The 24,550-nt window shown below is 60.9% G+C and carries 22 protein-coding genes, 5 pseudogenes and 1 riboswitch; of the genes and pseudogenes, 9 read left to right on the plus strand and 18 right to left on the minus strand.

From position 1 onward, the window contains the following. The first annotated feature begins 3 nt into the window (after window positions 1-3). Genes phnL through phnN (JO965_RS28690) form a run of 3 tightly spaced genes read left to right on the plus strand, consistent with a single transcriptional unit; the run spans window position 4 to window position 2,008 of the window. Window positions 4-726 (plus strand): phosphonate C-P lyase system protein PhnL, encoded by a 723-nt coding sequence (gene phnL, locus JO965_RS28680; RefSeq protein WP_203445441.1) that lies wholly within the window; start codon window positions 4-6, stop codon window positions 724-726. Beyond that, complete coding sequence (locus JO965_RS28685) at window positions 726-1,445, plus strand: DUF1045 domain-containing protein (protein ID WP_203445442.1); 720 nt, start codon at window positions 726-728, stop codon at window positions 1,443-1,445. The genes phnL and JO965_RS28685 overlap by 1 nt, the downstream gene beginning before the upstream one ends. Then, complete coding sequence (gene phnN / locus JO965_RS28690; RefSeq protein WP_203445443.1) at window positions 1,442-2,008, plus strand: phosphonate metabolism protein/1,5-bisphosphokinase (PRPP-forming) PhnN; 567 nt, start codon at window positions 1,442-1,444, stop codon at window positions 2,006-2,008. The genes JO965_RS28685 and phnN (JO965_RS28690) overlap by 4 nt, the downstream gene beginning before the upstream one ends. Before the next feature lie 495 nt (window positions 2,009-2,503). On the opposite strand, the pseudogene JO965_RS28695 reads toward phnN (JO965_RS28690), so the two are convergent. Further along, window positions 2,504-3,490: pseudogene (locus JO965_RS28695) on the minus strand (IS481 family transposase). 112 nt (window positions 3,491-3,602) lie between these two features. Continuing rightward, a pseudogene (locus JO965_RS48235) lies at window positions 3,603-4,267 on the minus strand (transposase); the annotation flags it as partial. A 92-nt stretch (window positions 4,268-4,359) separates the two neighbouring features. Between JO965_RS48235 and JO965_RS28710 the strand changes: the two are divergent. The 4 genes and pseudogenes from JO965_RS28710 to JO965_RS28725 form a co-directional block, all read left to right on the plus strand. After that, window positions 4,360-4,488 (plus strand): annotated as a pseudogene (locus JO965_RS28710) (ring-cleaving dioxygenase); the annotation flags it as partial. A 159-nt stretch (window positions 4,489-4,647) separates the two neighbouring features. Next, window positions 4,648-4,754: riboswitch (SAM-I-IV-variant riboswitch) on the plus strand. Window positions 4,755-4,794: 40 nt separating this feature from the next. Further along, window positions 4,795-5,223, plus strand: coding sequence for a hypothetical protein (locus tag JO965_RS28715; protein WP_203445446.1), 429 nt, complete (start codon window positions 4,795-4,797; stop codon window positions 5,221-5,223). Between the two features lie 589 nt (window positions 5,224-5,812). Next, window positions 5,813-6,024: pseudogene (locus JO965_RS28720) on the plus strand (helix-turn-helix transcriptional regulator). A gap of 122 nt (window positions 6,025-6,146) precedes the next feature. Continuing rightward, window positions 6,147-6,665: pseudogene (locus JO965_RS28725) on the plus strand (ISKra4 family transposase); the annotation flags it as partial. Window positions 6,666-6,877: 212 nt separating this feature from the next. Here the strand turns inward: JO965_RS28725 and JO965_RS28730 are convergent. From JO965_RS28730 to JO965_RS28800, 15 genes are all read right to left on the minus strand, one after another. Next, on the minus strand, window positions 6,878-7,048 hold the full coding sequence (locus JO965_RS28730) for a hypothetical protein (RefSeq protein ID WP_203445448.1): 171 nt from the start codon (window positions 7,046-7,048) through the stop codon (window positions 6,878-6,880). A gap of 124 nt (window positions 7,049-7,172) precedes the next feature. Continuing rightward, window positions 7,173-7,742 carry a phosphonate metabolism protein/1,5-bisphosphokinase (PRPP-forming) PhnN gene (gene phnN, locus JO965_RS28735; RefSeq protein WP_203445449.1) on the minus strand — a complete coding sequence of 190 codons (570 nt, stop codon included), beginning with the start codon at window positions 7,740-7,742 and terminating at the stop codon, window positions 7,173-7,175. After that, window positions 7,742-8,497, minus strand: a complete 756-nt coding sequence (locus JO965_RS28740) for a DUF1045 domain-containing protein (RefSeq protein ID WP_246777045.1) — start codon at window positions 8,495-8,497, stop codon at window positions 7,742-7,744. Before JO965_RS28740 ends, phnN (JO965_RS28735) begins: the two co-directional genes overlap by 1 nt. Further along, the gene (locus JO965_RS28745) at window positions 8,494-9,687 is read right to left on the minus strand and encodes an alpha-D-ribose 1-methylphosphonate 5-triphosphate diphosphatase (RefSeq protein ID WP_203445450.1); all 1,194 of its coding nucleotides are present in this window, start codon (window positions 9,685-9,687) and stop codon (window positions 8,494-8,496) included. The genes JO965_RS28740 and JO965_RS28745 overlap by 4 nt, the downstream gene beginning before the upstream one ends. Beyond that, window positions 9,674-10,420: a phosphonate C-P lyase system protein PhnL gene (locus tag JO965_RS28750; RefSeq protein ID WP_203445451.1), complete on the minus strand. Its 747-nt coding sequence runs from the start codon at window positions 10,418-10,420 to the stop codon at window positions 9,674-9,676. The genes JO965_RS28745 and JO965_RS28750 overlap by 14 nt, the downstream gene beginning before the upstream one ends. A 10-nt stretch (window positions 10,421-10,430) precedes the next feature. Continuing rightward, entirely contained in the window at window positions 10,431-11,258 is an 828-nt protein-coding gene (locus JO965_RS28755; protein WP_203445452.1) for an ATP-binding cassette domain-containing protein, read from the minus strand. Then, entirely contained in the window at window positions 11,245-12,168 is a 924-nt protein-coding gene (locus tag JO965_RS28760) for an alpha-D-ribose 1-methylphosphonate 5-phosphate C-P-lyase PhnJ (RefSeq protein WP_203445453.1), read from the minus strand. The genes JO965_RS28755 and JO965_RS28760 overlap by 14 nt, the downstream gene beginning before the upstream one ends. Then, window positions 12,165-13,259 (minus strand): carbon-phosphorus lyase complex subunit PhnI, encoded by a 1,095-nt coding sequence (locus tag JO965_RS28765; RefSeq protein WP_203445454.1) that lies wholly within the window; start codon window positions 13,257-13,259, stop codon window positions 12,165-12,167. The genes JO965_RS28760 and JO965_RS28765 overlap by 4 nt, the downstream gene beginning before the upstream one ends. Continuing rightward, window positions 13,259-13,801 carry a phosphonate C-P lyase system protein PhnH gene (gene phnH / locus JO965_RS28770; RefSeq protein WP_203445455.1) on the minus strand — a complete coding sequence of 181 codons (543 nt, stop codon included), beginning with the start codon at window positions 13,799-13,801 and terminating at the stop codon, window positions 13,259-13,261. Before phnH ends, JO965_RS28765 begins: the two co-directional genes overlap by 1 nt. Further along, window positions 13,801-14,259, minus strand: a complete 459-nt coding sequence (locus JO965_RS28775) for a phosphonate C-P lyase system protein PhnG (RefSeq protein ID WP_203445456.1) — start codon at window positions 14,257-14,259, stop codon at window positions 13,801-13,803. The genes phnH and JO965_RS28775 overlap by 1 nt, the downstream gene beginning before the upstream one ends. A gap of 168 nt (window positions 14,260-14,427) precedes the next feature. Further along, complete coding sequence (locus JO965_RS28780; protein WP_203445457.1) at window positions 14,428-15,339, minus strand: sugar phosphate isomerase/epimerase; 912 nt, start codon at window positions 15,337-15,339, stop codon at window positions 14,428-14,430. A 99-nt stretch (window positions 15,340-15,438) separates the two neighbouring features. Beyond that, window positions 15,439-16,269 (minus strand): ABC transporter permease, encoded by an 831-nt coding sequence (locus JO965_RS28785; RefSeq protein ID WP_203445458.1) that lies wholly within the window; start codon window positions 16,267-16,269, stop codon window positions 15,439-15,441. Then, complete coding sequence (locus JO965_RS28790; protein WP_203445459.1) at window positions 16,269-17,240, minus strand: ABC transporter permease; 972 nt, start codon at window positions 17,238-17,240, stop codon at window positions 16,269-16,271. The genes JO965_RS28785 and JO965_RS28790 overlap by 1 nt, the downstream gene beginning before the upstream one ends. After that, window positions 17,237-18,790, minus strand: coding sequence for an ABC transporter ATP-binding protein (locus JO965_RS28795; protein WP_203445460.1), 1,554 nt, complete (start codon window positions 18,788-18,790; stop codon window positions 17,237-17,239). The genes JO965_RS28790 and JO965_RS28795 overlap by 4 nt, the downstream gene beginning before the upstream one ends. A gap of 97 nt (window positions 18,791-18,887) precedes the next feature. After that, window positions 18,888-20,447, minus strand: coding sequence for an ABC transporter substrate-binding protein (locus JO965_RS28800; RefSeq protein ID WP_203445461.1), 1,560 nt, complete (start codon window positions 20,445-20,447; stop codon window positions 18,888-18,890). 400 nt (window positions 20,448-20,847) lie between these two features. Between JO965_RS28800 and phnF the strand changes: the two genes are divergently transcribed. Further along, a complete protein-coding gene (phnF, locus tag JO965_RS28805) occupies window positions 20,848-21,603 on the plus strand; it encodes a phosphonate metabolism transcriptional regulator PhnF (RefSeq protein ID WP_203445462.1) in 756 nt (251 codons plus the stop codon). Window positions 21,604-22,227: 624 nt separating this feature from the next. Here the strand turns inward: phnF and JO965_RS28810 are convergent. Next, complete coding sequence (locus tag JO965_RS28810) at window positions 22,228-23,310, minus strand: IS110 family transposase (RefSeq protein ID WP_203445534.1); 1,083 nt, start codon at window positions 23,308-23,310, stop codon at window positions 22,228-22,230. A 115-nt stretch (window positions 23,311-23,425) separates the two neighbouring features. On the opposite strand from JO965_RS28810, the gene JO965_RS28815 reads away from it, so the two are divergent. Continuing rightward, entirely contained in the window at window positions 23,426-24,457 is a 1,032-nt protein-coding gene (locus tag JO965_RS28815; protein ID WP_203444360.1) for an IS110 family transposase, read from the plus strand. The last annotated feature ends 93 nt before the right edge of the window (window positions 24,458-24,550 follow it).

The raw sequence follows: 24,550 nt of genomic DNA on the forward strand, positions 1-24,550 counted from the left end.
ATCATGACCCTTCGTTTGCACGCCGTTGGCCTTTCCAAGACCTTCACGCTCCACACCCAGGGCGGCATCGTCCTGCCGGTCTTCGCGGCTATCGATCTGACGGTCAAAGCCGGCGAATGCGTCTGCCTGCACGGGCCATCCGGCGCCGGCAAGTCGACGCTGCTGCGCTCGCTTTATGCCAACTACAAGCCGGATGCCGGTCAGATCCTGGTCGAGCATCGGGGCGAGACCGTCGACTTGCTCGCCGCCGAGCCCTGGGAGGTGGTGGAGATCCGCCGCCGCACCATTGGCTATGTCAGCCAGTTCCTGCGCGTCATCCCGCGCGTCGGCGCTCTCGACGTCGTCGCCGAGCCGGCCATCGCCAACGGCCTGCCGGCCGAGGCAGCCAAGGCGCGCGCCCAAACCCTGCTCACGCGCCTGCGCATCCCTGAACGGCTGTGGTCGCTCGCGCCCGCCACCTTCTCGGGCGGTGAGCAGCAGCGCGTCAACATCGCCCGCGGCTTCATCGTCGACTATCCCATCCTTCTCCTTGACGAACCGACCGCCTCGCTCGACGCCGCCAACCGGCAGACCGTGGTCGCGCTGATCACCGAGGCCAAGGCGCGCGGGACCGCCATCGTCGGCATCTTCCACGACGCCGAGGTGCGCGAGGCCGTCGCCGACCGTCTGTTCGAGATCGGCACTCAAGCGGTTCCCGTGCCGGCTGTGGCGGAGGCGTGCGCCTGATGTCGGAACCCTGCAGCTCTCGCTATGCCATTTACTACACACCGGCTCGGGACCATCCACTGACCGTGGCGGCGGGTTCATGGCTGGGCCGCGATGCCTTCGCGCCTGGTGCCGGTAGCGGGAGCGGGACGGCCGCCCTCGCACTCACATCTGAGCCGCGCCGCTATGGTTTCCACGCCACGCTCAAGGCACCCTTCCGGTTGCGCGGCGGCGCCTCGGTCGCGGATCTGGAACGGGCGCTCGGCCAGTTTGTGGCGTCACGGCCGCCGTGCCCGATCGGGCCTTTGAGGATCGATCTGCTCGGCGGCTTCTTCGCGCTCGTTCCCGCCAGTCCGACCCCGGCCTTGCGGGGTTTGGCGGCGCAGATCGTGGAAGAATTCGATGGCTTCCGGGCGCCGATGAATGCATCGGAACTGCAACGGCGGCTGCAAAGTCCGCTCGATGAGACTGAGACCGCCCATCTCGTGCAATGGGGCTACCCTTATGTGCACGATCGCTTCCGGTTTCATCTGACGCTGACCGACCGCATTCCCGCAGCGGAGCGCGCCGGGATCAGACAGCGTGTGGAAACCGTCTTCCAACCGTATCTGTCCGAGGATTACCGCATCGATACCGTGTCCCTGTTCGTGCAGGAGCACGATCAGGCCGATTTCATCATTCGCTCGCAGTTCGCCTTCCACAGCGGCGCGGTGGTCGCAGCGGCGATAGGCGGCCCATGATGGCGCCACGGGGCAGACTGATCCTGGTCGCCGGGCCAAGCGGGGCCGGCAAGGACACGCTGATCGACTACGCCCGCATTCGGCTACAGTCCGATCCGCGCGTGCATTTCGTGCGCCGTGTCATCAGCCGGCCGGCCGCGGTCGGCGAGGACCATGACCCTGTCGATTGTGACGCGTTCCAGCGCCGGGTTCGCGCAGGCGCCTTCGCGCTGCACTGGCAGGCCCATGGTCTTTCCTACGGACTCCCCTCGGCCATCAACGACTGGCTCGAGCGCGGTGATGTCGTCGTCGCCAACGGCTCGCGGGCTGTTCTGTCCGAAGCGCGACGGCGGTATCCGCAATTGCTTGTCGTCAACGTGACCGCACCTTTGGACATCCTCGCGCGCCGTCTGGCCGGGCGGGGACGCGAAGACCCGGAGAGCATCCGGCAGCGTCTTGCCCGCAATGACCAGCAGAGCATTGACGGTGACGATGTGCTGCAGATCGACAATTCAGGGTCACCCGAGAGTGCTGGCCAATGCCTTCTCGCTGTGCTCATTGCCCAAGCGGATAACACGACCTGAGGCGGCCCATGGCGCAGGGGCGCCCGAATATTTCTCCGCACCTGCGGCACAAATGCGACGGTGATACATTGGGGAGCGGACCATTCCTGGCACTCGCAACGCGCATGGTATTCCTCGGAGGCAGGGCCTGTCGCCGCTATCCGAGACGCTGCCATGCTCGCTCTGGCGACGCCTCCAACCTGGTCATCGTGCTGGCATAGCGGCAGACAAAGGACCGAAAGCACGTAAAGTAAGTTGCAGGTAAACTTCATGAATGAGTGCGATCGGAGTGTGTGGCGGCCTTCTAGGGGCCAGCGCAAGATTTGCTCCTACTGAACGCTGGCATTATCAATCGAACACCGCCACTTTAGGGACGACGTCGATCCCACCGGCTTTGGCCGGCCGCATTTGCCGTCCGACAGCTGATCGAAATACCGCCGGAAGTTGGAGTGCCGGCGGAATCCGTGCCCATAGTGTCTTGGTGATTTGACGTCCTTTGCGCGTGCGCCGTGGCGCCTAGCTGTCTGGATGCGAAACCTCCTTGGCAGCTGCAACGACTTGCAGAGCTTGAGGGAGAGCATCGGGATCGGGCGGCTTGAAGCGCGCGTTGACGAGTTTGGGCTCCGCGGCCAGGCGCCGTTGCACGACCTGCTCGGGTGAAGCTCCCTTGAGCACGCGCTGGCGTCTCCTGTTGTAGGCCTGGTTGAAGCCTTTGAGCAGCTTCTCCAGATCCCGATGGCTGTAGATCGTGATGCCCAGCACCTCACGCTGCACCCGCCCGTTGAAGCGCTCGGCCAAGCCGTTGGTTTGCGGCGTGTAGGGCCTCGTCTTGCGGTGCTCCACCTTCAGTTTGCGGCAGACCGCCTCGAAGCCATTGGCGGTAAAGCATGAGCCGCGATCGGTGAGCACGTGCGTGATCTTGAAGGGGGCAGCGCGGATCGCCGCTTTGAGGAAGGCGATCGCGCTGCCTGTCAGTTCGTCATCATAGACGGCCAGATGCACCCAACGCGAGCAGCGGTCGAGAGCCACAGACAGATAGCGCTTGCGGCACTCGCCATTGGTGGTCTGCAGCTTGGGCAGGTGCTTGATGTCCATATGCACGAAGCCGAGATCATAGTCCCTGAACGTGCCGCTCTCGCGCTTGCGCTGGTGCGCCGGTGGTAATCGTCCCAGACCCTCAGCCTTGAGGATACGGTAGACGGTATCGCGGTTGAGATGCGGCAGGAAATGGCTGACCACAAACGTGAGATCATCGAGCGGGAAGCCGGTGGCCTGCCGAAGGGCGCAGACGATGGCGCGCTCCTCGTCCGTGGCTTTCCAGGGCAGCTTGTGCGGCCGGCTGGAACGATCCTAGCGGTCCTCAGCCCCGCGCTTGCGCCATTAGCGAATGGTCTCAGTGCTCACGCCGAAGCGTTTGGCCAACACGCCCGTGGGCTCAGGCGAGCGCGCGATCTCGATGCGGACAGCTGGGGTGGTGCGGGCTTGCGGGTGGATGGACAGCATCACGTCCTCCTGCGGTAAGGAGTTCGGCGTCGCAGGCCGTCAAAGCGCCAGGCGTAGTCCTCAATCGCGCAACGCACCTGATCCCAACAACGTTCCGCTACCAAACAGCTTAGCCTGTGACGACACACTGCGCCCAGCGAAAACCGATCTCGTTGAAGTAGAGATCCGCGAGATGCGGGCTGATGTTGTGGAACACACCCGGGACTGTGCGGTGGATCCGGTCATTGAAGCCTTCCGCCGAGTTGGTGTGAACCGGGCCACGCGCAAATTCGCGAGCCTTATAGTGGACGATAGGCGTCCCGCCGCGGCTTGCCACCCAGATACAAGCTATCGATCTCGACCACCCCATCAAGGGCTTTCTCCCGCCATCAGGCGAAGAGCATGGCCCATACGCCAAGCCGTCGGCTGGCTGACGCCGAGTGCTTCCGTCAGGCGGATGGAGGAGATACCCTTGTCCGACTGCAACATCAGCCATAGGTCTGCCAACCAAGTCCGCAAGGGCAGCTTTGTGGCATGTAGAGATGTGCGGGTGGTGACGGTGAACTGAAACCGGCAGGTGCCGCTCGAGCATTGGTAGAGTCTGGACCGTGCTCGCTTCCCGTTCTCCCGACATGCCAGGGTGATGGACCGCCGATAGTCGCAGGCCAGACAAATCCGCCCCGTGGGCCGGACCATGGCTTCGAGCGGATGCCGACAATGGTCTTCATTCTGGAAAGCTCGGACCACATCCGATACGGTGGTGATGCTCGCTAGCGCCTCGCGTACGAGCAAATCCATACTGACCTCCCGATCCACGGTCGATCACCACATCGGAATCTCACGCCGCGGCCTAGGTGCGAAGGAACAGCTGTCTTTGGTGGACAATGCCGGAGATCGCCACCGACGGTCCGGGTTTTGCCACGGACGAGCCGATGGATACGCTCGGCGAGACGCTGTCTCTGCCGCCATTCTTGGAAGGCTCGCGTAAGCAGATTGAGGCCGGCCTGCCGCCGGCTTGATCTTACGGAATCCGGTCACACCAGCAATCAACCCAAATAAATCTCAGCGGCTGTCTTGCCGCTGAACACGCACCCAGCCGAACGTCCGCCTGATGTTGTTAAGACAAAACAATACCATTGTTCCTCGCTTGCAAACCGCGAAGGTGCGCGCTAAACCAAGGCCAACATCAAGAGTTGGACTGACGTCCAACGCCAACCTGCTGACCGAGCAAGGTGGCGCTTCCGCCAGGAAGGATGTGGCCGAACCGGCAACCAAACGGGATCTAAGCCACTGCGTCAGTCCGCTCACAGGTTTGGAGTGGAGTGATGCAAGGGGACAGTATGACCGAGCTGCCGCTGGTGACCGGACCTTTCGATGCGGTCTGTTACGTGGGCTCCTGTCAATGGAAGAGACGCTTCAGCCGATCTGAGTGGTCGCATATCTACATCGTCGCCCATCGCGGGTCGCAGAACGAGCATGGAAAACAGAACAGGGCTTGGACACACGTCTATCGGATTGCCCACGACACCCGGACACGGCGGCCGGTGGTTTATCTCGAGGCGGTGCAGCAGAGCGATTGCATGGCCCAAGGACTCGCCAAGGCCCGACAGCTCATCGAGAGCTTCAGCGAACCTTCCTCTTGGGCGCAAGACACTCTGAGTTCTATCGACATAGATAAAGCCGCTGCGGTACGAACGCTGAGTTCGGGTGTTGGCTACGACAGGAGTTCCCAAGGATCCGGTGGGGTTGTCTAATCGCGGGCCACTTTGCAAGTTTTTCCCAACAACTCACCCGCTCGGCCTATGATGGAGAGCATGAGGAAATGTCGGGCAACACTGTCGCCTGCGGTCTCGGCTCGACGTGCACGGCCGTCGAATGGGCTTAATCGCCGCCTTCTGGAAGGCTCCTCTCTCACTGGCTGCCCTACAGATCCTTATGCTCCCACTGTGAGGTGCTTGGGCCTGCCCTGAGTCAAGGTTATGCGGGCCGGCTCCTGCAATTGCGAATTGCCTTCGGGGATGAAGCGAGTGGTGCATCCCCGGCAGCCGAATCCTCTCGCATCCAGCAAGAGAGTAGAGGCGCTCCAAGTTTGATCCTCGGCAACATCGAGCGCTTGTAGACCCGCCGATGTGCCGTCTCACGTATCCGTTTCCCCTACGCCCGATGCAACCGACTTCCACCGGACAGGCTCATTTGTTCGTGCAGAAGTGTGAGCCGCCGCACAGCGGCAGGCCCGACAAGTGATCTTGGGTGTCACTAACCCCAGGCCGCCACCTCACGCTCAGTTATTGGCGCAAAGCTGGCGACATGGCTTCGGCCCGTTGCGCAATCGAAGGAGGCGGTATGACAGGCAGAAAATTTCTAACCCCGGACGAAGTGGCGGAACGCTACCGCGGCGGCGTGTCGGTGGGAACGCTCAGAAACTGGCGCGCGATGAGGATCGGTCCATCGTTTGTGAAAATCGGGAAAGCCATGCTGTCCCCGTCGAGGAGCTTGATGCGTGGGATGACAAGAATAGAGTGCAGTGTCGTGCGTCAAAGCGCCTCGCCGAGTAAACAGGTGATCCAGCGTGATGATCACGATCGGGCATTTTGAACATACCCCAATGCCCGCCACTAGCTCTGGCCAAACCGCTAAATTTTGGTTTGATATCCGCGCATTAGGTAATTGATTCGCGTGGTTCCACATCACCATGCGGATCACAGTCCTGCGCCAGTTTGCCTAAGGCTTGGTGCACCACGACAAGGACGCCGGGATGGCGGCTCTCGATGAACTGCGTCGGATCAAGTGGTTCCTGTGGCAGGGCAGCACCCATCGAGCCAGCGAGGTCATTGATAATCTGCTGCTCGATCTCGAAGCCCTCGATAGTCGCTATCCCAACCTGCGCAAGTTCAGAACGGCTATGCGGGAGTCCCAAGCCTACATCGCCAGCTACGAGGCCAGCCTGATCAACTATGGCGAGCGCTACCGCTCTGGTGAGCGGATCTCCTCGGCTTTTGTCGAGGCAACGGTGAATGCGGTCGTCAGCAAGCGCTTTGCCAAGAAGCAGCAGATGCAGTGGAGCCGACGCGGGGCTCATCTGCTCCTGCAGACGCGAATCAGGACCCTGGATGGTTCGCTACGTGCCGCATTCGAGCACTGGTACCCCGGTATGATGAACGACAATAACAGGGATCAGAGTCGAGCAGCCGCCTAACTGCCCCACAACCCCTCGTGCTCTCCGAGTCCGGTGAGCTGGTCCTGTGTCAACGGCGCGATCAATGCATCGGCGCCAGGCGACGGCAGGATGAATTTCCGCCCCGCAACGTGTCCATCAGGACGGCGACGATCGGAAAACCGCGATCGGTCGATTGTGCTGCCCTGGCGGCAAGGTTGACCATCATCGGCATATCATCGCGAGCGGAACCCTCAGGCCGCGCAGCGCAGCGAGCTCCAGCAGGCCCGATTGCGGGCCCCGCGCCTGGCAAGCGCCAATTCAAGCTCCTTAGGATCGAGCGTATCGTGCCGAATGAGCCCGTCACCGTCCGAATGGATGCCAAATAGCAGTTGCCGTTCGTCGGTCAGCAGACAGCTAGCCATCCGATCCTTTCTCCCGGTACGCGCGATACCTGCCTTGCGGAAGCTGTCATGCTCGGCCGTGGGCCAGGAAATAGCGCAGATGGCAGAGATCGAAAGGGCGCGCGCCTACAGCATGGGGCATACCTTAATTGGCCGTGCCGGCTTGTGCGATGAGCACAGCGAGAAGGCACTCGCCGGCAATCTCGGGTGAAGCTAAATTGTCCATCCGCAGCACATCGTCACCTTCGACGCTCTGCTGGTCATTGCGGGCAAGACGCTGCCGGATGCTCTCCGGGTCTTCGCGTCCCCGCCCGGCCAAGCGGTGCGCGAGGATGTCCACAGGCGCGGTCACGTTGACGACAAGCAGTTGCGGGTAATGCCGACGCGCTTCGGGCAGCATGGCCCGCGAGCCGTTGGCGACGACGACATCACCGCTTTCGAGCCACGCGTTGATTTCCGAGGGGATACCGTAGGACAGGCCGTGCGCCCGCCAGTGAAGGGCAAATCGGCCTTCGTGAGCCAGCCGCTCGAATTCACTTGGTTCGACGGGTTCGTGATCCTCGCCGGCCCCTGCCGGACGGCTGATGATCCGCCGCACGAAGTGAATGCGCGGATCGGTCCGAAGCCGATGGCGGGCATAATCGATGAGGGTATCCTTGCCCGCCCCGCTCGGACCGACGACAAGGACAAGACGGCCACGCAATTCCCGTGTCATCAAACCGCCGTCCTGAGAGCGGTCCCGGTCTTCAGCGCGAACTGCGAGCGGACAACAAAATCGGCGTTGCGGTGTTCCTGCACGAACAGGGACAGGGCGTCGATGTGATAGTCTTCAGACAGATGCGGCTCGAAGATCTGCTCCAGACGGGACCGCATTGTCGCGCGCTCTTCTTCCGGGATACGATTGGTCAGGGTCATGTGGAAGCGAAACCGGTCGAAGACATAAGGGTAGCCCCAGGAGACGAGGTTGGTCATCTCAACTTCGTCGAGCTGGCGGCTCATGCGCCGCTTGAAGTCGTCTTCACTAATTGGCGCCCGGAATTGATCGAATTCCTCAACGACGCGCGCGGCAACGCCCCGCAGTGACGGAAAGGGCTGGACCGGAACCAGCGCGAAGAAGCCACCGAGCAGATCGATCCGTAAGGGACCGATCAGGCAGGCCGGCATCTTCGCGGCAAAGCCGCGCAGCGTCTGTTCGAGCGCTTCGACGGAGGTTCCTTCCTTCAGTCGGAACGGCGCCTTGATCGTCGCGTGGAATCCGTAGCGCCGGGGTCCCGATATCAGCGCCGGCTCACCGACATTGGCGGTGCTTGTCCCCGTCGCGAGAGCATCTCGCCCCAGCCACGTCGTTGCCGCCGCCGTCAAGGGGTGTTCCGGCGCCGGCGTGTAGTAGATGGCATAGCGGGGCTCATCCGCCGCTTTGAGTATCGTTGCGGCGGCACGTCCCGATTTCGAATGTTCGAGGTTATTCACATCGCCACCTCTTTCAGGCGGCTGCGGCTTGCCGCGGACCTTCCCTGGTCCGCCAGTGTTCCGTCCGACCAGATCAACCTGCCACCACGTAGCGTCGCGCGCAAGCGCGGCATGCGACCACGGTCGGCAATGAGGAGATCGGCCCGCAGCCCCTTGGCGATCTGACCGCGGTCTTCGAGACCCAGCGCCTTCGCGGGATTAGCACTTGCGAGCGCTACGGAAGCTGAAAGTTCGCCTTTGCCGCGATCCGCAAGTGCAATGACGGCCGGCAATATCGCCGAAGGGTGATAGTCGCTGGCAAGAATATCGAGCATGCCGGCGTCGTAGGCTTCGCGCGCCGACAGGTTTCCGGAATAGGACAATCCACGAAGCGCGTTGGGAGCCCCCATGGCGGTCGCAAGACCAAGGCGTTTTGCCTCGGCGGCCGCCTCGATCGTGATCGGGAATTCGCTGATCACCGCACCTAGGCTGTGAAGCAATGCGACTTTCTCGATGCTGTCATCGTCATGGGAGGCGATGACGATGCCGCGGCTCTTGGCCAGTTCGGCAAGGCCAGTCACGATATGCAGGGCATCGGCCTGCCCGTCGGCCATTCTCTGCCTGACCAATTCGGCCGCCGAAGCCTCGTCGATCTTCCGCTCTCTTGCCAAATGCGCCACATGCTTTTCGATGTCACGGTATTGGCCTTGTCCGGGCGTGTGGTCCATCAAGGAAATCAGGCCCAGCGCGCCGCCCGCCATCAGTTTCTGAGCGATCGTGAGCGCGGTCGGCAACGTCACCTCGAAACGGGCATGCACGCGGTGATCGATCAGCAGATCATCCCGCATGGCCGTGAGCGCCTCGATCATGGCGGTCGTATGCTCGACGGAGCGGACACGGCCGTAAGTCACAGGCTCAAACGACAACGCCGCAAATGCCGTGGTGACGCCGCAGGAGGCGAGTTTCTTGTCGAGGTCGTAGATACCGAGTTCCAGCGGCATACGTACGTTGGTGCGCGGTTCGACCTCCTTTTCGATCATGTCGCCGTGCAGGTCGACGAAGCCGGGAAGCAAGAGGCGGCCTTGACCGTCGATATCGGCCTTGTCGACCGGGGTATCGCGAATGTCAGCGATCAGCCCGTCGTCTACCCGGATCGCGCCCCGCTCAATCACACGATCCGGCAAGACGATCTCGAAATTACTGAGCCACATGGTCTGCGCCGTCCTCGATCTTGATGGCCTTCAGATGGATTTCCCGGTCGATCAGGTGTTCGACATCTTCCGGGTGGTGGAAGACGCCGATCATGGCGACACCGGATGCCTTGAGCTGACCGAGACGTTCGACCAGCGCCTTGCGGGCGTCGCGATCGAGCGAGGCGGTCGGCTCGTCGAGAAGCAGAAGGCGTTGCGGCAGGATCAGAGCACGGGCGAGATTGACCTTCTGCTGCTCGCCGCCGGAGAAGGTCGACGGATAGGCAGCCCAGAGCTGCTTCTTGACCCCGAAGGCAGAAAGCCAGCGCCGTGCCTCGACCAGGGACTCTGCATGCGGCGTGCCGGCGAGCCTGAGCGGCTCAGCGACAAGTTCTTCGGCCGCGACCCGGGGCCGGGCATTGAGGAACTGGGTGACGAAGCCGATCTCGCGTCGGCGCAGGATAGCGATATCGACATCGGCGGCCGAGGCGAGATCGATAATGCCTTCTTTGGTGTGGTAGGCGACACGGCCCGCGCGCGGGAGATAGGAGCGGTACAGGGTACGCAGCAGCGTCGACTTGCCGGCGCCGTTTTCACCTTTGAGCAGAATGAACTCGCCTTCGCTGAGTTCGAAGCTGATGTCTTCGAAGGCAAACAGCGTGCGTTTGAGATGATGCATCTCGAACTGCTTCGAGAGGCCGTCGACGCTGAGCACCGGTGGCGGCGTCTTGGCAATAGAAACCTGCATGTTCATATCGATCCCTTCAAAGCTTGGCGTGGACGAGCTGCTGGGTGTAGGCGTGCTGCGGATCCTGGAAGATCTGGTCCGCCAGTCCCTGTTCGACCACTCGGCCACGCCGCATGACCATGACCCGGTCGGCCATGGTGCGGATAACGCCGAGATCGTGCGAGACCAGCACCATGGTGATCGCCCGCTCGCGCTGCAGCCGCTTCAGCGTGTCGAGCACAAGCGCCTGGACACTGACGTCGAGGCCGGTCGTCGGCTCATCGAGAAGCAGCACGGCCGGCTCCAGTGCGATCGCCTTGGCGAGCTGCACGCGCTGCTGCATGCCGCCAGAGAGTTCGCGCGGCGTCGCGTCCATCCGGGCAGTTGGAAACTCCGACGCGTCGAGAGACTGACGCGCCCGTTCGCGCAGTTCCGCGAAGTTGCGCTTTCCGGCTATCAGCAGGCGCTCGGCAACATTGCCGCTGCTCGTATGGTTCATGAGCAGGCCGAGATGCGGGTTCTGGTAGACGATGCCGATATGATGGGCACGCAGCATGCGCCGGTGGAAACGGTCGAGCGTAAAGAGGTCTCGATCTTCCTGCCCGGGCAGCGCCAGAGTATAAGTGCCGGTGTCCGGCGTGTCTTCCAGGTTCATCATGCGCAGCAGCGTCGACTTGCCCGAGCCGGATTCGCCGACGATGCCGAGCACCTCGCCCGGATAGACGGTGACGTCGACGCCGCCGAGCGCCTTGACATTCCCGAAGGTCTTGGTGATGCCGCGCATGGTCAGCATCGGCTTTGTCAGCATGAGGCGCGGCGGCTGGCGCTTGATGCCGGCCGGATTGTCCAGATTAAGCGCGCTCATCAGTCATCCTTCCGTTTTTGTACCAGGTGTCGCCCATCTCCACCGGCTCGCCTTCCGCCTTGCGAATATGCTTGGCGGCAAAATTGCTGTCGGAGAGTTCGAATTTCGAGGAACCGTCCTCTTGCGGCAGTTCGTTCATGAAGAAGCCGGTCACATGGCTGCGGTAACAGGTCTTGTCCTGGTGATCCTCGACCCGGTAGGGCACGTCGTCGAAGACCAGAGGCTCGACCTTCGTGTGCGGGGGAACCGCGTAAAGCCGCTTCTCGCGGCCGGCGGACAGAATGGTCAGGTGGTCCGCCTGGTTGAGCTTTTTGACGTCCCAGCGGGGGATCGGTGACGGCGAGATGACATAGCGGCCGTTAACGAGGCTAGGATATTCTGTGTATTGCATGATGCGCCCTGCCTTGACGAGTTGTTCGTAAAGCACGAGCCACATCTGACCGTAATCGGCGTCGCCATGCATTTCGCGCGCGACCGAGATATCCGACTGGACGGTGCGCAAAGGTTCGGGATCGGGCACCTGCAGCACGAGCACCTGATCATCACGGAGTTTTTCCTCCGGAATGCGGTGGCGCGACTGGATGATCGTTGCCTTCGTCGTATCTTCCGTCTCGACGGCACCGCCGACACGGCCGAAGAACTTGCGGATGCTGCAGGCATTGACGGAATCGTCCGCCCCCTGGTCGATGACCTTGATGACTGCAGTCGGCTTCAGGAGGGTTAGAGTCACCTGCAATCCGCCGGTCCCCCAGCCGCGTGCCATCGGAACCTCGCGGCTGGCATAGGGCACCTGATAGCCCGGAATGGCGATGGCCTTCAAAATGCGGCGGCGCAGTTCACGCTTGGCCGATTCATCGAGGAAGCCGTAGTTGAAGGCCGCCCAGGGCCTGGTCAGTTCCTGAAGTTTCACAGCGCGGCCTCCTGTTCCTTGGTTGAATGCTGATTTCCATCTTCGGCTTGTGAAGGCGCGGCTTTACGATCAGCCTTGACCCGCCGATAAGAATCGAGGGCAGACTGGAACGTCACATAGTGCGGAAGCTTGAAGTGGTTGCAGAAGCCGGAGCTTTCGACTGGCTCGGTGTGATAGAGGATGAATTCCTCCGTTGATGCGGCACCAGGATTGGGTTGGCTTGACGTGATGTCCAGCGTGGCTGCGGCAATCACTTTCACCTCGTTCCAGCCGAAGGTGGCCGAAAAGCCGAGTTCCAGGTTCTTTGATTTGGAAATGATCTCCACCTGGCTGACGCGGACTCGGCCGGCACTGAAGATCGTGCCGCGCGGATGGCGTAAGCGAACAGGAGCCTCGGCAAGTCGCAATTCGTTGACGGTTGGGTGAACGTCGCCATAACCGCGCATCGTCGCATAGCCGAGCGCCAGCGTGCCGCCGGTGTCTGCCCTCGCCAGGCTTTGGAGCTTGTGTGCCCGCGGCACGGGGAAGAGTAGCGGCTCACGGGTCAAGTCCGGTATTTCTTCCGGTTCGACCGCCTTTATTGGATGATCCGGGACTAAACCTTGCGCTTTCTGCCAGGCAATTATGGATGGTTGTGTAGCCGGCGCAGGCTTTGCGGCCGCGACCACCGGCTCGGGCGTATAGTCCTGACCCGTCAGCACACCGACCTGCAAGAGGCGATGCGAGTAATCCAGCGTCGGACCCAGGATCTGGCCGCCCGGAATGTCCTTGAACGCCGCGGAGATACGCCGAACCGTAAAGAGATCGGCTTGAGCGACGGGCTCGGCGATGGCGATGCGCGGCTGCGTGGTTCGGTAGGCGCGCAGGAGCAACACCGCTTCGTAGAGATCGCCGCCGGCCTGCGCCAGTGCGAGTGCGGCGAGATCCGGCTCGTAGAGCGAGGCCTCGCCCATGAGGCGGTCGACGAGATAGGGAAGGCTGTTGCGAATGCCTTCGACACGATCCCGACTGATCGTGCCGAGATCGCTGCGGAACAGGCGCTCTGCCTGCTCGATGGCGTGTTCGCCGCCACGCGTTGCCACATAGGCCATCAGAGCACCTCGATTTTTGTAGAACGGGGAAGGCCGACGATGCGGTCGCCGTCGACGAGATAGACATCGAAGCCGAGCGGATAGCGGATCGCTTGCTCGCGCATGTGCCAGAAGGATGGATCGATGCCGTTGAGCGCGATCGTTACACTGTCCTTGATGCCGGGGCCGGTCAGTCGCAGCCTTTGGCCGAAGCCGAGGCAAGCAGGAGCCAACAAGGTGGTAGACTCATCGGGATGGGCGAGTGTGCCGATGCACAAAGGCGCCAACCCTGCAACCTTGTCTGCGGTGTCGATCGCTGCGAACACATATTCGGCCTCACCGATCGAGACCGCCCGGGCGCCGCTGCGCTTCAAAGTCGCCTCGAAATCTACATCGTCCGCGATGTGGAAAGAGCATTCGCGGTCGAGCAGGCTCTCCGCAATGACTGCCAATCCGCCGGCGGGTAGCGTTCGCACAAGGCCGGGACGGGAGAGCGCCCACATGAGCTCGTCGAACGCGGCATTGGTGCGGCTGTCGTCGACTGTGGGAAGAGCGAGGGTCATCAGAAGGTCTCCATCTGCACGCGGGTCGCCTCGACTTTCCTCAGCCGTTCCCGGTCGCTATCGCGCTGATGCGCATGTTCGGTATCGAGAAACTCAAGGATGGTGTCGGTGCGATGCCCGGCGGCAATTGCCGCATCGATGACGGCCATGGCCATGGCATGCTCGAGATCACGACCGACAACCGCTCCAAATCCGTCGACGCCGCGATCCGGCACCTGGATATGCGCTTCGGCGACAAGGACCTCGCCGAGGTGAAATGCCGTACCTTTCACCGTGTCCTGGTAAGGCAGCATCGCAAGGCCGGTCCGGTTGGTGATGACGCTCACGTCTCCCAACTCATCCAAAATCCGCTCTGCCAGAGCCTTTGTCTCCGCCGGCCGGCTGGCGGCCAGTATGTCGAGCGCTTGCCCGTGATCGTATTGCCCGATGACAGGGCAAACGGTTCGCTTTTCAGTCATAGTCGTTTCTCTTTCCATGTGCCGCGATCGAGTTTGGTTTTGGACCGCGCAGCGGCTCTCCAATCGCCCGAAACATTCGAATATCTATAATAATATTCGAATGTCATGTCCACCATCTATCCTCGATTGCAGCCAATTTCAGCAAGGTTGTTGAGTTTCGGTCGCCCTTCACGCGACATCCCTTCCCGCGTTCAACTCGACAAGCCGGCGGGCGCGCTCAAGGGACGCGGGCTGCTCGTCGGCAAATCTGTCTGCCTCGATTTCCATGATCAGCATCGTGTCCGGAAGGAATTGTAGCTCCGAGAAAATTGCCTCCCACGGAATGTCGCCCCAGCCGATGGGCAGATGAAGATCGCCCAGGCCGTAAGCGGTCGCCTCAGCCGGCCGGTAAACCGTCATGCTCCTCGGCAAACCATAGCTGTCATGAACGTGGAGATGACCGGTCACAGGCGCGACCGCGCGCAGTTCATCGCGGAAGTTCAGCTTTTTGAGCGTCGACTGGAGATAGGCATGGGAAAAGTCGAGCACGGCAACGACATGAGGCGATCCAACCGAGCGGACGGTCGCCGCAAGCTCGGTCGGCGTCTGCACGTATTGGCCCTCGGCCGTCGCGAAGATGGTCTCAAGTCCAATGCGGACGCCGTAGCGCTCGGCCACGACAGCCATTTCAGCCAGTGCTTCGCGTTCCATGCTGTCGTAGTCCGAGACGGCCTCACCGGGAGCGGGACGCGCGTGCCCGCCGTGTTGGACGAGCAGCCCTGCACCGAGCTGGTCGCACAATTCGAGATTGGCCCGCATGACAGCTTTCTGGATATCGAGATGCTCGCGATCCATGAAGTTCGAAACCAGAGGTCCGTGCAAAGATAGTTTCTTGAAATCGTAACCCTGGACGATCTTGGCGATGCGGGCGGAGCGGTCCTTCATGATCTTTCCGCCGGACACCACTTCAAGGCTGTAGCCGGCAATTTCGCAGGCGTCCGCGCCGGTATCAGCGACCTCACGAAGAGACAGGTCGAAGTGGTTGAGGTCACCCGTGCCAACCCGGCCGTAAAAGCCGATCGCGGTGATATTGGAACTCATTGTCTTGTCCTTTTTGCAAGTTCGTTCAGGAACAGAGGGTCAGCAGCGCGAACACGCTCGGTCGCCGCTGACCCGAGCCGACCGTTGCTGTGAACTTCGTCAGTCGTTCTCCACGGCATCGCGCGCCCAGTCTCCCAGGACCGAGATGGACACCGTGGTGATCAGGATGATGAAGCCTGGGATCAGGGCGACCCAGGGCGCCTTGAAGAGCTGGTCTTTGCCGATGCCAATCAGGAGACCGAGCGAAACGTCCGGAGGCTGAATGCCGACGCCCAAAAAGCTGAGCGTCGTCTCCGTCAGGATCGTCTGCGGGAAATTGATCGACATGTTGACGAGGAGCACCGCCATGGCATTCGGCAGGACCGACCGCATCACGATTCTCAGCGCCGAGGCGCCCAGCACCTGTTGAGCCTGTATGTAAGGCTGATTCTTGGCGGCAAGCGCGATAGCACGCGCCAGACGCGCGTATCGGTCCCACCCATGAAAGATCATGATCGCCACGAACACGGTAAAATTCGCGCTCGGCAGAACGGTGATGAGTGCGAGTATCAGGATCAACGTCGGTATCGTCGCCTGGAAATCGATGAGCGTCCCGATGATGGTATCAACAACGCCCCCGACCCAAGCCGAAACCAATCCAAGAGCTGTTCCGACCACCGCTCCGCCAATCGTGCCGATCAGGGCAATCGTCATCGAGACCTGGATGCCGCGCAGAACCAGCGCGAGCATGTCACGGCCCAAAGCGTCGGTCCCGAGAGGATACTGCCACGTACCGCCCATGAAGACCGGCGGGGTATAGCGGTTTAGCAGGTTGAGCTCCGAAATATCCCTTGGCGAGAGCCAGGAAGCGGCAAGCACCAGGACTACCAGCACGACAAGAATGCCAAAGCAGCCGACGATAAAGGGAGAAAAGCTCTGTCGTAGGGTCATCAAATCAACTCTCGCTTTCGCGATTTCCAAATGCTGCTGCGGCGGCTCGATAGGCGGCGCATGTCCCGTATCCTCGGATCGATGAGGCCATAGGAGAGATCGGCCAGCAGGTTGCCGACGATCATGGTCGCGCCGGTGATGATCAGGATTGCTTGTACAACCGCGAAGTCGCGCGCGCTCACGCTTGCGACCAGCAAAGACCCGGCCCCCTGCCAGCCGAAGACGTTTTCGATCACAGCGGCGTAGCTGACAAAATTCCCGAACTCCAATGCGGTAATGGTGATCAGGGGCAAAAGCGCATTCGGCAGTGCATGGACCCGGTGAATGATCCCTTCGGTGAACCCGCTGGCTCTGGCGGTCTCGATCATCGGGCGGGCCATCACCTCGACCATGGCCGACCGCGTAAAACGCGCGTAGGTCGCAATGCCCACTGTGGACAGAGTCACGACCGGCATGATGTAGGAGGTCCAGTCTACGTAGCCGATCGGTGCCAGCCATCCGAGTTTGACGGAGAACAGATACATCGCAAGGACACCCAGCAGGAATGGCGGAATTGCTAGGCCGATCACCGAGAGGATGATGGCGAATCTGTCGATGAAACGCCCTCGGTGCATCGCGGAGACAATGCCGAGAGGCACACCCACGGCGATGGACAGCAGGATCGTTGGAAAGACCAGCGACAGCGTCAGAGGAATTCGATCCAGCACCAGACGCAGTGCCGACTCTCCCGAACGATAGGAAAGACCGAAATCCAGGTGCAGCAGCCCGTTGAGATAGATCAGAAACTGCTGCCATAGCGGCAGATTGAGACCCCACTTTTCGCGGAAGACGTCGATGGCGGCTTGGCTTGTGTCGGGTCCCAGCAGGATAACGGCCGGGTCTCCGCTTGCAGCGAGCGCAAAGAAGGCGAAGGCAATGAGAAGAAGGATCGTGATGCACGCGCGCCCTAGTCGAACGACATACCAGTTCATTGCGTGACCTCCAGCTGTTTTCGCTGGACCAGCAGAGCCTCGGGAAGGCTTGGGAGTGAGACGATCAAGTTCTTGGTGTAGCTTTCGGTCGGGTTGCGAAAGAGTTCGCTTGTCTCGCCTTGCTCCACCACCGCTCCGTGCCGCATGACGACCACCCGATCACAAATGTGCTGGATGACCGAGAGATCATGGCTGATGAACAGGATGGCGAGCGAGTATCTGTCGCGGAGGTCGAGCAGCAGATCCAGGATTTTGGCCTGGATGGAGACATCGAGGGCTGACACGCTTTCATCGCAAATCAACACGCGCGGCCGTACCGTCAGAGCTCGTGCGATTGTCGCCCTTTGCCGCTGGCCGCCAGAAAGACTGCCGGGCTTGCGCAGGAACAGCTTCTCATCGAGGTGGGTTTCGAGGAGCCTTGCCCGGGCGACCTCTTTGCGTTCATCCCTGTTTCCCAGTCGATGGATATCCAGCGGCTGGCGGACTTGATGGATGATCCTGCCCAGTGGATCGAGCGCGCCGCGTGGATCCTGAAAAATATACTGAATTTCCCGCCGCCACGAAGGTTCGGGCTTGCTCCAGTCGACCGTCTGTCCATTGAGGAAAATGCGCCCTGCGGAAGGCGTCACGAGGCCGACAGCGGCTTTGGCCAGCGTGCTTTTGCCGGAGCCGCTCTCGCCGACGAGCCCGACAACCTCGCCCTGTCGGACTTCCGCCGTGATGTCTTGGACGGCATGGAACACGCTTCCATCCGCCTTCTTATATCGAACGGATATATTCTCGAGACGCAGTGCTGGCTGACTGACGTCAGAGATGACACATGGGCTCGACAGGTGTGAAGTTGGGAGCGCCAACTCGGAACTGAGCCACCGCGGGCGCGGCATGGATGCCAGTAGCTGCCTGGTGTAATCGGCACGTGGGGCTGTGAGAACGGTGTCGGCGGAGCCATTCTCTACGATTGCCCCGTTTCTCATGACGATGATGTGGTTGCACAACTGATAGGCCACCGCCAGGTCGTGCGTGACGAATATGATCGCCATGCCTCGTTCCGAGGCAATTGACTTCAGGCGAAGAAGGATACCGGCTTGAACAGTGACGTCGAGTGCGGTCGTGGGCTCATCGGCAATGAGGAGACGAGGTTCACGTGCCAAGGCGCAAGCGATTGCCACCCGTTGGCATTGTCCGCCGGACATTTGATGGGGATAGGCATCCAGGATTTTTTTCGGGTCGTCGAAACCCGCTATCGCCAGCAGCGGCTGGGGATCGGCCTTGGTCCGCAGACCAAGATGCCGCCTGACCGACATCAGCGGATCCAGAGCGCTCATGGGATCCTGGAAGATCATGGCCACGCCATGCCCGCGGAGCTTCGCCAGCGCTCGACGATCAGCAAGCCGATATGGCCGCCCCTCGAAGCTCATCTGTCCCTCGACCAGCGCTGCCGGCGGCAGCAGACCGGCGATGGCTCGGCACATGATGCTCTTGCCCGATCCGCTTTCCCCCACGATACCAAGGATTTCACCGGGCATGAGATCGAAAGCGATGTCATGCAACGCGAAGTCGCTCTGCCGCGCGGAAAATTTAACATTCACCCCCTGAACTGAAAGCAGGGGGTGAGCGCGATGTTCTTTGTCCGGATACACCTGCATGTTACTTGAAGCTCACGCCCGTTGTCGTGAGGTCCAGGTATTCCGTCGGCAGGGCCTTATAGGTCAGACGATCCTTGCGGATCCCGATGAAGTGAGCGGCGGTGTAAAGGTTGGCCGAATTCGGATCCTTTTCAAACTTGTCCAGCATCTGCGCAAAGACCTGCCGGCGATGAGCCGTGTCGATCGATGTCGCGAGGTCCTGGCCGAGCGCGACCATGTCAGGCGAGACAGTGAAGAATTTTTGCGCTGCGAACGACCCGCTCGGTCCGAGTCGACGCCAGAATTGACCCAGCGGATCGGGATAGTAGGCGCTTGAAGACGCGTCGATGATAGCTCTATCGGGTGTATCGGCGAGAACCTGCGTCCCGTTTTCCTTGAACTCCAGCTTGATGTTTAGTCCAACAGCCTTCCACATCGACTGAACGACTTGTGCGGTTTCGCCTTGCTTCGTGTAGTAGTTGTGCTGGGTGCGCCAGACGATCTCTTGGCCATGATAGCCGGCTTCCTTGAGAAGCTGCTTGGCCGTCTCTGGATTGTATTCGTCGATCGGACGGTCCTGCAGATACATATCACCGAAGGTTTTCACCTGCCAGCCATGCGGGACATCCGTGCGCCCGTCGTATAGGCTCTTGACCAGCGTCTCGCGGTCGATCGCGAGATTCATGGCACGGCGAATGCGCGGATCGGAGATCGGACTGTCGATGCTGTCGTAAATCAGGCCGCGGATGGTCTCGATTGGACCACCTGCGACCGCGCCGTTCGGGTTACTTTCGATCTGTGCGAATTCGTCGGTGCCGACTTCCGTGATCATGTCGAACTGGCCCGACAAGAGACCGGCGACACGCGTCGACAGCTCAGGAACCGTGACAAATGTTACCTTGTCTGCAGCCGCCTTCGCATCGCCCCAGTAGTTATCGAACTTTCTGAGGACGGTTTTTCCGCCGAGGTCATGGCTGACGAGCGAGTAAGGCCCCGAGCCCGCGTCGAGCTTGGTGAAATCATTATATGTCGGAGCCTGCTTCAAGGCGGTCTCCGAGATGATCTGGGCAGGGTAGGTCGCAAACCGGTAAAGCGCGATCGGGTCGGCCGTCTTCGTGTGGATCCGCACTGTCATGTCGTCGACGGCTTCGATGCTTTCGATGCCGCCGAGAAATTCTTTGGACTGCGTAGGCACGCTCTTGTCGCGTCCCAGGCGTATGTCCGAGAAGGTCGCCAGCACATCGTTGGCGTCGAAGGTATCGCCGTTGTGGAAGCTCACTCCCGGCCGCAGTTTGAATTCGATGGTCTTGGGATCGATGATCTGCCATTCGGTCGCAAGTGCCGGAACGACTTTGCCGCCCTTGCGGTAGTCGAATTTGACGAGCGTGTCATAGAGAGAAAGCATCATTCGCAGGTTCGGATTTGAATTCTCCGTCACCGGGTCCAGATTGTCCGGGTTCTTCGGAACTGCGATCGTCAGGTCATGCGCAAACACTTGAGCGTTGCCGGGCAGAACGGCGGTACCGGCGCTCAGTGCCGCCGCCAGCATTGTGATCTTGGTTTTCCTTAAGGTCTGAGTCACTCGGGCTCTCCTGGATCCTGGGTTCAGCAGTGTTGCAAGCGTCTTGCAGCGTAGGTGTCCGACCTGGTGCTGCACGCTGTCTCATTTGAGGCAGGCGGAACATGCCAAAGATATGTGACATTCGAATGACATCATGATATTCGAATATCATTACTGGCGCGATTGCTCATATTGTCGGGCGGCAATATGCGCTGAAGGCTGGATTGACGAAGGCCCGCGTGGGGAAGGCAGGAGATGACAGCCATCCACCGGTTAGTAATGACACGTTGAGGTACATTCCGACACCTCAGGGGCTGCTTTTTGGTTCATCGGAGTTGTCAAGGAAATCAAACCGTTTATATACTTATTCGAATATGTTGGTCGTTGGTCGACCGCTCACGAAGGATGGAATGACCCGACAATGCCAAACAAAATTATGCATGGTCAGTGGCAAGAAGTTGAGGAGGAGCTCGCTGCTGATATCGCGACTGGCCGGTTCGCCAAGGGAGCACCCCTTCCTAAAGAGGCGGAACTGATGAAACGGTTTGGCGTCGGGCGCCATAGCGTCAGACGTGCGATAGCGCAGCTTCAGAGTCGCGGGCTTGTCCAGATCGAGCATGGGAAAGGGACGTTCGTCGATGACGGGCGACTGAACTATAGACTGTCCGAGCGCACGCGATTTTCCCAAAACCTTTTGGAGCAGGGGCGTGAGCCCTTTGGGAAAGCGATCAAAGAGCGGGTAATCGTGGCTCCTCGCCGGGTCGCTGAAGCTCTGAGGCTTCCCCCCGAGGAACGGGTCTACCACATCGTTCGCGTTGAATACGCGGACGAGGAGCCGATCAATTTTTCGAACGCGTTCTTTCCAGTCAGACGTTTCCCCGGTTTTGACAAAGCAAGACGCGAAGGCCGACCGGTTAGTGCCATTCTGGCTCACTACGGCGTCACGGATTACATCCGCCTCCGCACCGATTTTATCGTCCGGCTCCCGACTAAAGAGGAAGCGCGTCAGCTAGGGCAGTCTGAGGCACAACCTGTCCTGCATCAGAAAAAAGTTGACGTGGATATGAAGGGCACGCCGGTCTCTTACTCGGAGTCAGTCTGGGCCGGCGAGCGAGTGCAGTTCTCGATCGATAACACGAGTCAGTTGCTTAACTCGTTGGCCCAGAACTCGTCTTAGTTCATGATTACATCTACGCCTACCGCTTCATGGGACTAGAACAAGAGCTGTTCCACGAGACAAACTAAATTCGAACAAAGCCTGAACCTTCATCTCGGACACGCAGGATCGGCTGCCGGGAAGTCGCGAACTTCCTGGCGACGGCCGAAACACTCATCCCCGCCACGAGATCGTCGCGCATCCGGTTTCTGTTTTTCCTTTAGGGTTGTCGCTAGGCACTTTGGCGTGAAATTCCCGATTTTGGAGCAGTCGTGGGCATTTTGACCTGAGACTCTGGGAGCGCGGAGTCTCACGTTAACTCTGATGTTCGTTGTCAAAGGCTTTGAACGCAACAATGCGCTCCCTGCAACGATCCGGGCACTCAACGATAGAGCGATTGCGCAGGGCCGGAGGCAGAGCCGTCAAGACGACGGTTGAGCAAACTCTGATGCGCGGGTTGATCACCGCATTTCCGTGTGTTCGTCCGGGGCTGCCTCGATCTGCCAGCGGGCGTCGATGATCCATCATCGGCCACACAGTTAACCCGAGGGTTCCCCACCGAGGCCCTGCCTCCGGTGCTGCGCAAAAGCAGATGTCAATCCAAGCTGATTGGGTCCTCCACGACGACCGTGAATGTGGTTGGCGCTAGGCGGCCGAGCGCGGGTTCACCTCGCGGCCGATCGCCCAGAGAAAGGCCGCCATTTCTCGCGCGATCGCGGTGGTGACCACGGTCTGGCGCTTGCCGGCCGCCATCAGCCGACGATAGCGGGCGCACAGCCGCACCTGCGCCTTCCAGGCGATCGCCCGCACGATTGCCGGCAAGCCCTCTTGGCGCTTCTGTAGCACTCGGCTCATCCGCGCCGGAAAGCGATAGGTCCAGGCGCCCTCGATCAGCACCCGCCGCACTCTCGGGTTACCAGCCTTGGTAAGGCTGCCCCGCCGCACCCGCTCGCCGGTCGAGCTCTCGCACGGCACCAGGCCGAGATAGGCCATCAGTTGCCGTGGGCTCTCGAAGCGGCGCACATCGCCGATCTCGGCCACAAAGGTCACCGCGGTCAGAAGCGCTACCCCGCGCAGGGCCTGATACGCCTCGACTACCGGCGCCATCGACCAGGTCGCGACCACCTCAGCGACTTGCTGCGTCAGGCGCTCGAGGCGGGCCTCGGCGTCTTCGATCGCCTGCCGGTACTCGCGCAGAACCAGATACTGGGCCGGATGCTCAAAGATGAGTTCGGACAGCCATCGTGCATGCGCCCGGGTCCAAGGCTGACGGCCAGGGAAGACCCGCCCATGGCGCAACAGAAACGACTGCAGGTGCTGGCGCTTCTCGCGCAGATCTTCCATCGCGGCCTCCCGCGCCCGCACCAGCTCACGCACGGCCTCATGGCCTGGATCCGGCACCCAGATGGCGGTCAGTTCACCGGCCCGATGCAGTCGGGCCAGGCTCAACGCATCGCGCCGATTGGTCTTGACGCGCTCGCCTGGGCGTTTCGGGATGAGCGAGGGCGCGATGACCGCGCACTCATGACCGAGCGCGGAGATCTGGCGCTGCAGGCCATAGCCGGTCGGACCGGCCTCGTAGCAGAACAGCAGCTCACCGTGCCGGCTCGCCAGTTTGTGGACCAGGCGCCGCACGGCCTCGGGTGTGTTGCCAATGTCGCCGAGAAAGCGGACCTCGCCTTGGCGACCGTCTTCGGCCACAGCGACGGAGATCTTCAGCTTGGAGATGGGATATTCGGCCCGCTGCGGAGCCCTCCACTGGTTGATGGGGGCGGCGCGTCTGGCTGATAGTACAACGAGAGCGGTTGAGAACGACTTCGGGTCTCAGTAGAGGAAGCGCAGCATGAAGCACTACGTGGGTCTGGATGTTTCGGTCAAAGAGACATCCGTGTGCATTGTCGACGAGGCAGGGAAGATCTGTCGCGAGTTGAAGGCCACCAGCCATCCGGAGGACCTTCTCCAGATCCTGCAAGATCCTGCCTGGCGGATGGAGCGGATCGGCCTTGAGGCAGGCCCGCTCTCCCAATGGCTCTTCGATGGGCTCGCCAGGGCAGGCTTACCCGTCGTGTGTATCGAGACCCGGCACACTAAGGCCTTCCTCAAGGCCCAGGTCAACAAGACCGACCGGAACGATGCCCGCGGCATCGCCCAGATGATGCGGGTCAATCTGTTCCGACCTGTTCACGTCAAGACGCTGGCGAGCCAGAAGCGCCGTGCGCTGCTGACCGCCCGTAAGCTCCTGCAGGAAAAGGCCATTGCCATCGAGAATGATTTACGCGGTCTGCTCCGCAACTTTGGCCTCAAGGTCGGAGTTGTCGGTGCGCTCAAGTTCGAGGGGCGTATTCACGAACTCGTGGCAGGCATGCCGGATCTGGCCGAGATCACCAAGCCGCTTCTTGATGCTCGCCGGACCCTGCGCGAGCACTTTGCGAGCCTGCACCGCAAGCTTCTGGAGATTGTGCGTGGCGACGAGGTCTGCCGCCGACTTATGACCGTCCCTGGGGTAGGGCCTGTGGTCGCTCTGGCCTTTGTCGCCACCATCGACATCCCAGCCCGGTTTCGGAATTCCAAAGCGGTGGGACCTGCTCTGGGCCTCACGCCCGTGCAGCATCAGTCCGGCGAAAGCAAGCGCGTTGGCAGGATTTCGCTGTGTGGTGATGGCATGATGCGAACGCTGCTGTTTGAAGCCGCTCAGACGCTGCTCACGCGGGTGACGAAATGGTCGTGGCTGAAAGCATGGGCGATGAACGTGGCCAAGCGGCGCGGCGCGAGAAAAGCAATCATTGCGCTGGCCCGGCGCCTGGCTGTCATCCTGCATCGCGTGTGGAGCGACGGAACCGAGTTCCGTTGGGCTAAGGCAGCATCGGCCGCCTAATACACGATCACGATTCGAGAAAGTCTCGGAACTTCGCCCGCTGGCGGAGCGGCGTCCCTCGCGGGACGACGAATGAAGTGAGTTCGCTGGATA

Source organism: Microvirga sp. VF16 (assembly GCF_016864375.1).
Taxonomy (GTDB): Bacteria; Pseudomonadota; Alphaproteobacteria; order Rhizobiales; family Beijerinckiaceae; genus Microvirga.

What these genes read in the sequence shown, in the direction of transcription:
- JO965_RS28765 (WP_203445454.1), bottom strand. Translation starts at nt 13,259, where the DNA reads ATGGCCTATGTGGCAACGCGTGGCGGCGAACACGCCATCGAGCAGGCA.
- JO965_RS28785 (WP_203445458.1), bottom strand. Translation starts at nt 16,269, where the DNA reads ATGACCCTACGACAGAGCTTTTCTCCCTTTATCGTCGGCTGCTTTGGC.
- phnF (WP_203445462.1), top strand. Translation starts at nt 20,848, where the DNA reads ATGCCAAACAAAATTATGCATGGTCAGTGGCAAGAAGTTGAGGAGGAG.
- JO965_RS28815 (WP_203444360.1), top strand. Translation starts at nt 23,426, where the DNA reads ATGAAGCACTACGTGGGTCTGGATGTTTCGGTCAAAGAGACATCCGTG.
- JO965_RS28775 (WP_203445456.1), bottom strand. Translation starts at nt 14,259, where the DNA reads ATGACTGAAAAGCGAACCGTTTGCCCTGTCATCGGGCAATACGATCAC.
- JO965_RS28750 (WP_203445451.1), bottom strand. Translation starts at nt 10,420, where the DNA reads ATGAACATGCAGGTTTCTATTGCCAAGACGCCGCCACCGGTGCTCAGC.
- JO965_RS28685 (WP_203445442.1), top strand. Translation starts at nt 726, where the DNA reads ATGTCGGAACCCTGCAGCTCTCGCTATGCCATTTACTACACACCGGCT.
- JO965_RS28715 (WP_203445446.1), top strand. Translation starts at nt 4,795, where the DNA reads ATGCAAGGGGACAGTATGACCGAGCTGCCGCTGGTGACCGGACCTTTC.
- phnN (WP_203445449.1), bottom strand. Translation starts at nt 7,742, where the DNA reads ATGACACGGGAATTGCGTGGCCGTCTTGTCCTTGTCGTCGGTCCGAGC.
- phnH (WP_203445455.1), bottom strand. Translation starts at nt 13,801, where the DNA reads ATGACCCTCGCTCTTCCCACAGTCGACGACAGCCGCACCAATGCCGCG.
- JO965_RS28780 (WP_203445457.1), bottom strand. Translation starts at nt 15,339, where the DNA reads ATGAGTTCCAATATCACCGCGATCGGCTTTTACGGCCGGGTTGGCACG.
- JO965_RS28745 (WP_203445450.1), bottom strand. Translation starts at nt 9,687, where the DNA reads ATGTGGCTCAGTAATTTCGAGATCGTCTTGCCGGATCGTGTGATTGAG.
- JO965_RS28755 (WP_203445452.1), bottom strand. Translation starts at nt 11,258, where the DNA reads ATGAGCGCGCTTAATCTGGACAATCCGGCCGGCATCAAGCGCCAGCCG.
- phnL (WP_203445441.1), top strand. Translation starts at nt 4, where the DNA reads ATGACCCTTCGTTTGCACGCCGTTGGCCTTTCCAAGACCTTCACGCTC.
- JO965_RS28730 (WP_203445448.1), bottom strand. Translation starts at nt 7,048, where the DNA reads ATGGCTAGCTGTCTGCTGACCGACGAACGGCAACTGCTATTTGGCATC.
- JO965_RS28790 (WP_203445459.1), bottom strand. Translation starts at nt 17,240, where the DNA reads ATGAACTGGTATGTCGTTCGACTAGGGCGCGCGTGCATCACGATCCTT.
- phnN (WP_203445443.1), top strand. Translation starts at nt 1,442, where the DNA reads ATGATGGCGCCACGGGGCAGACTGATCCTGGTCGCCGGGCCAAGCGGG.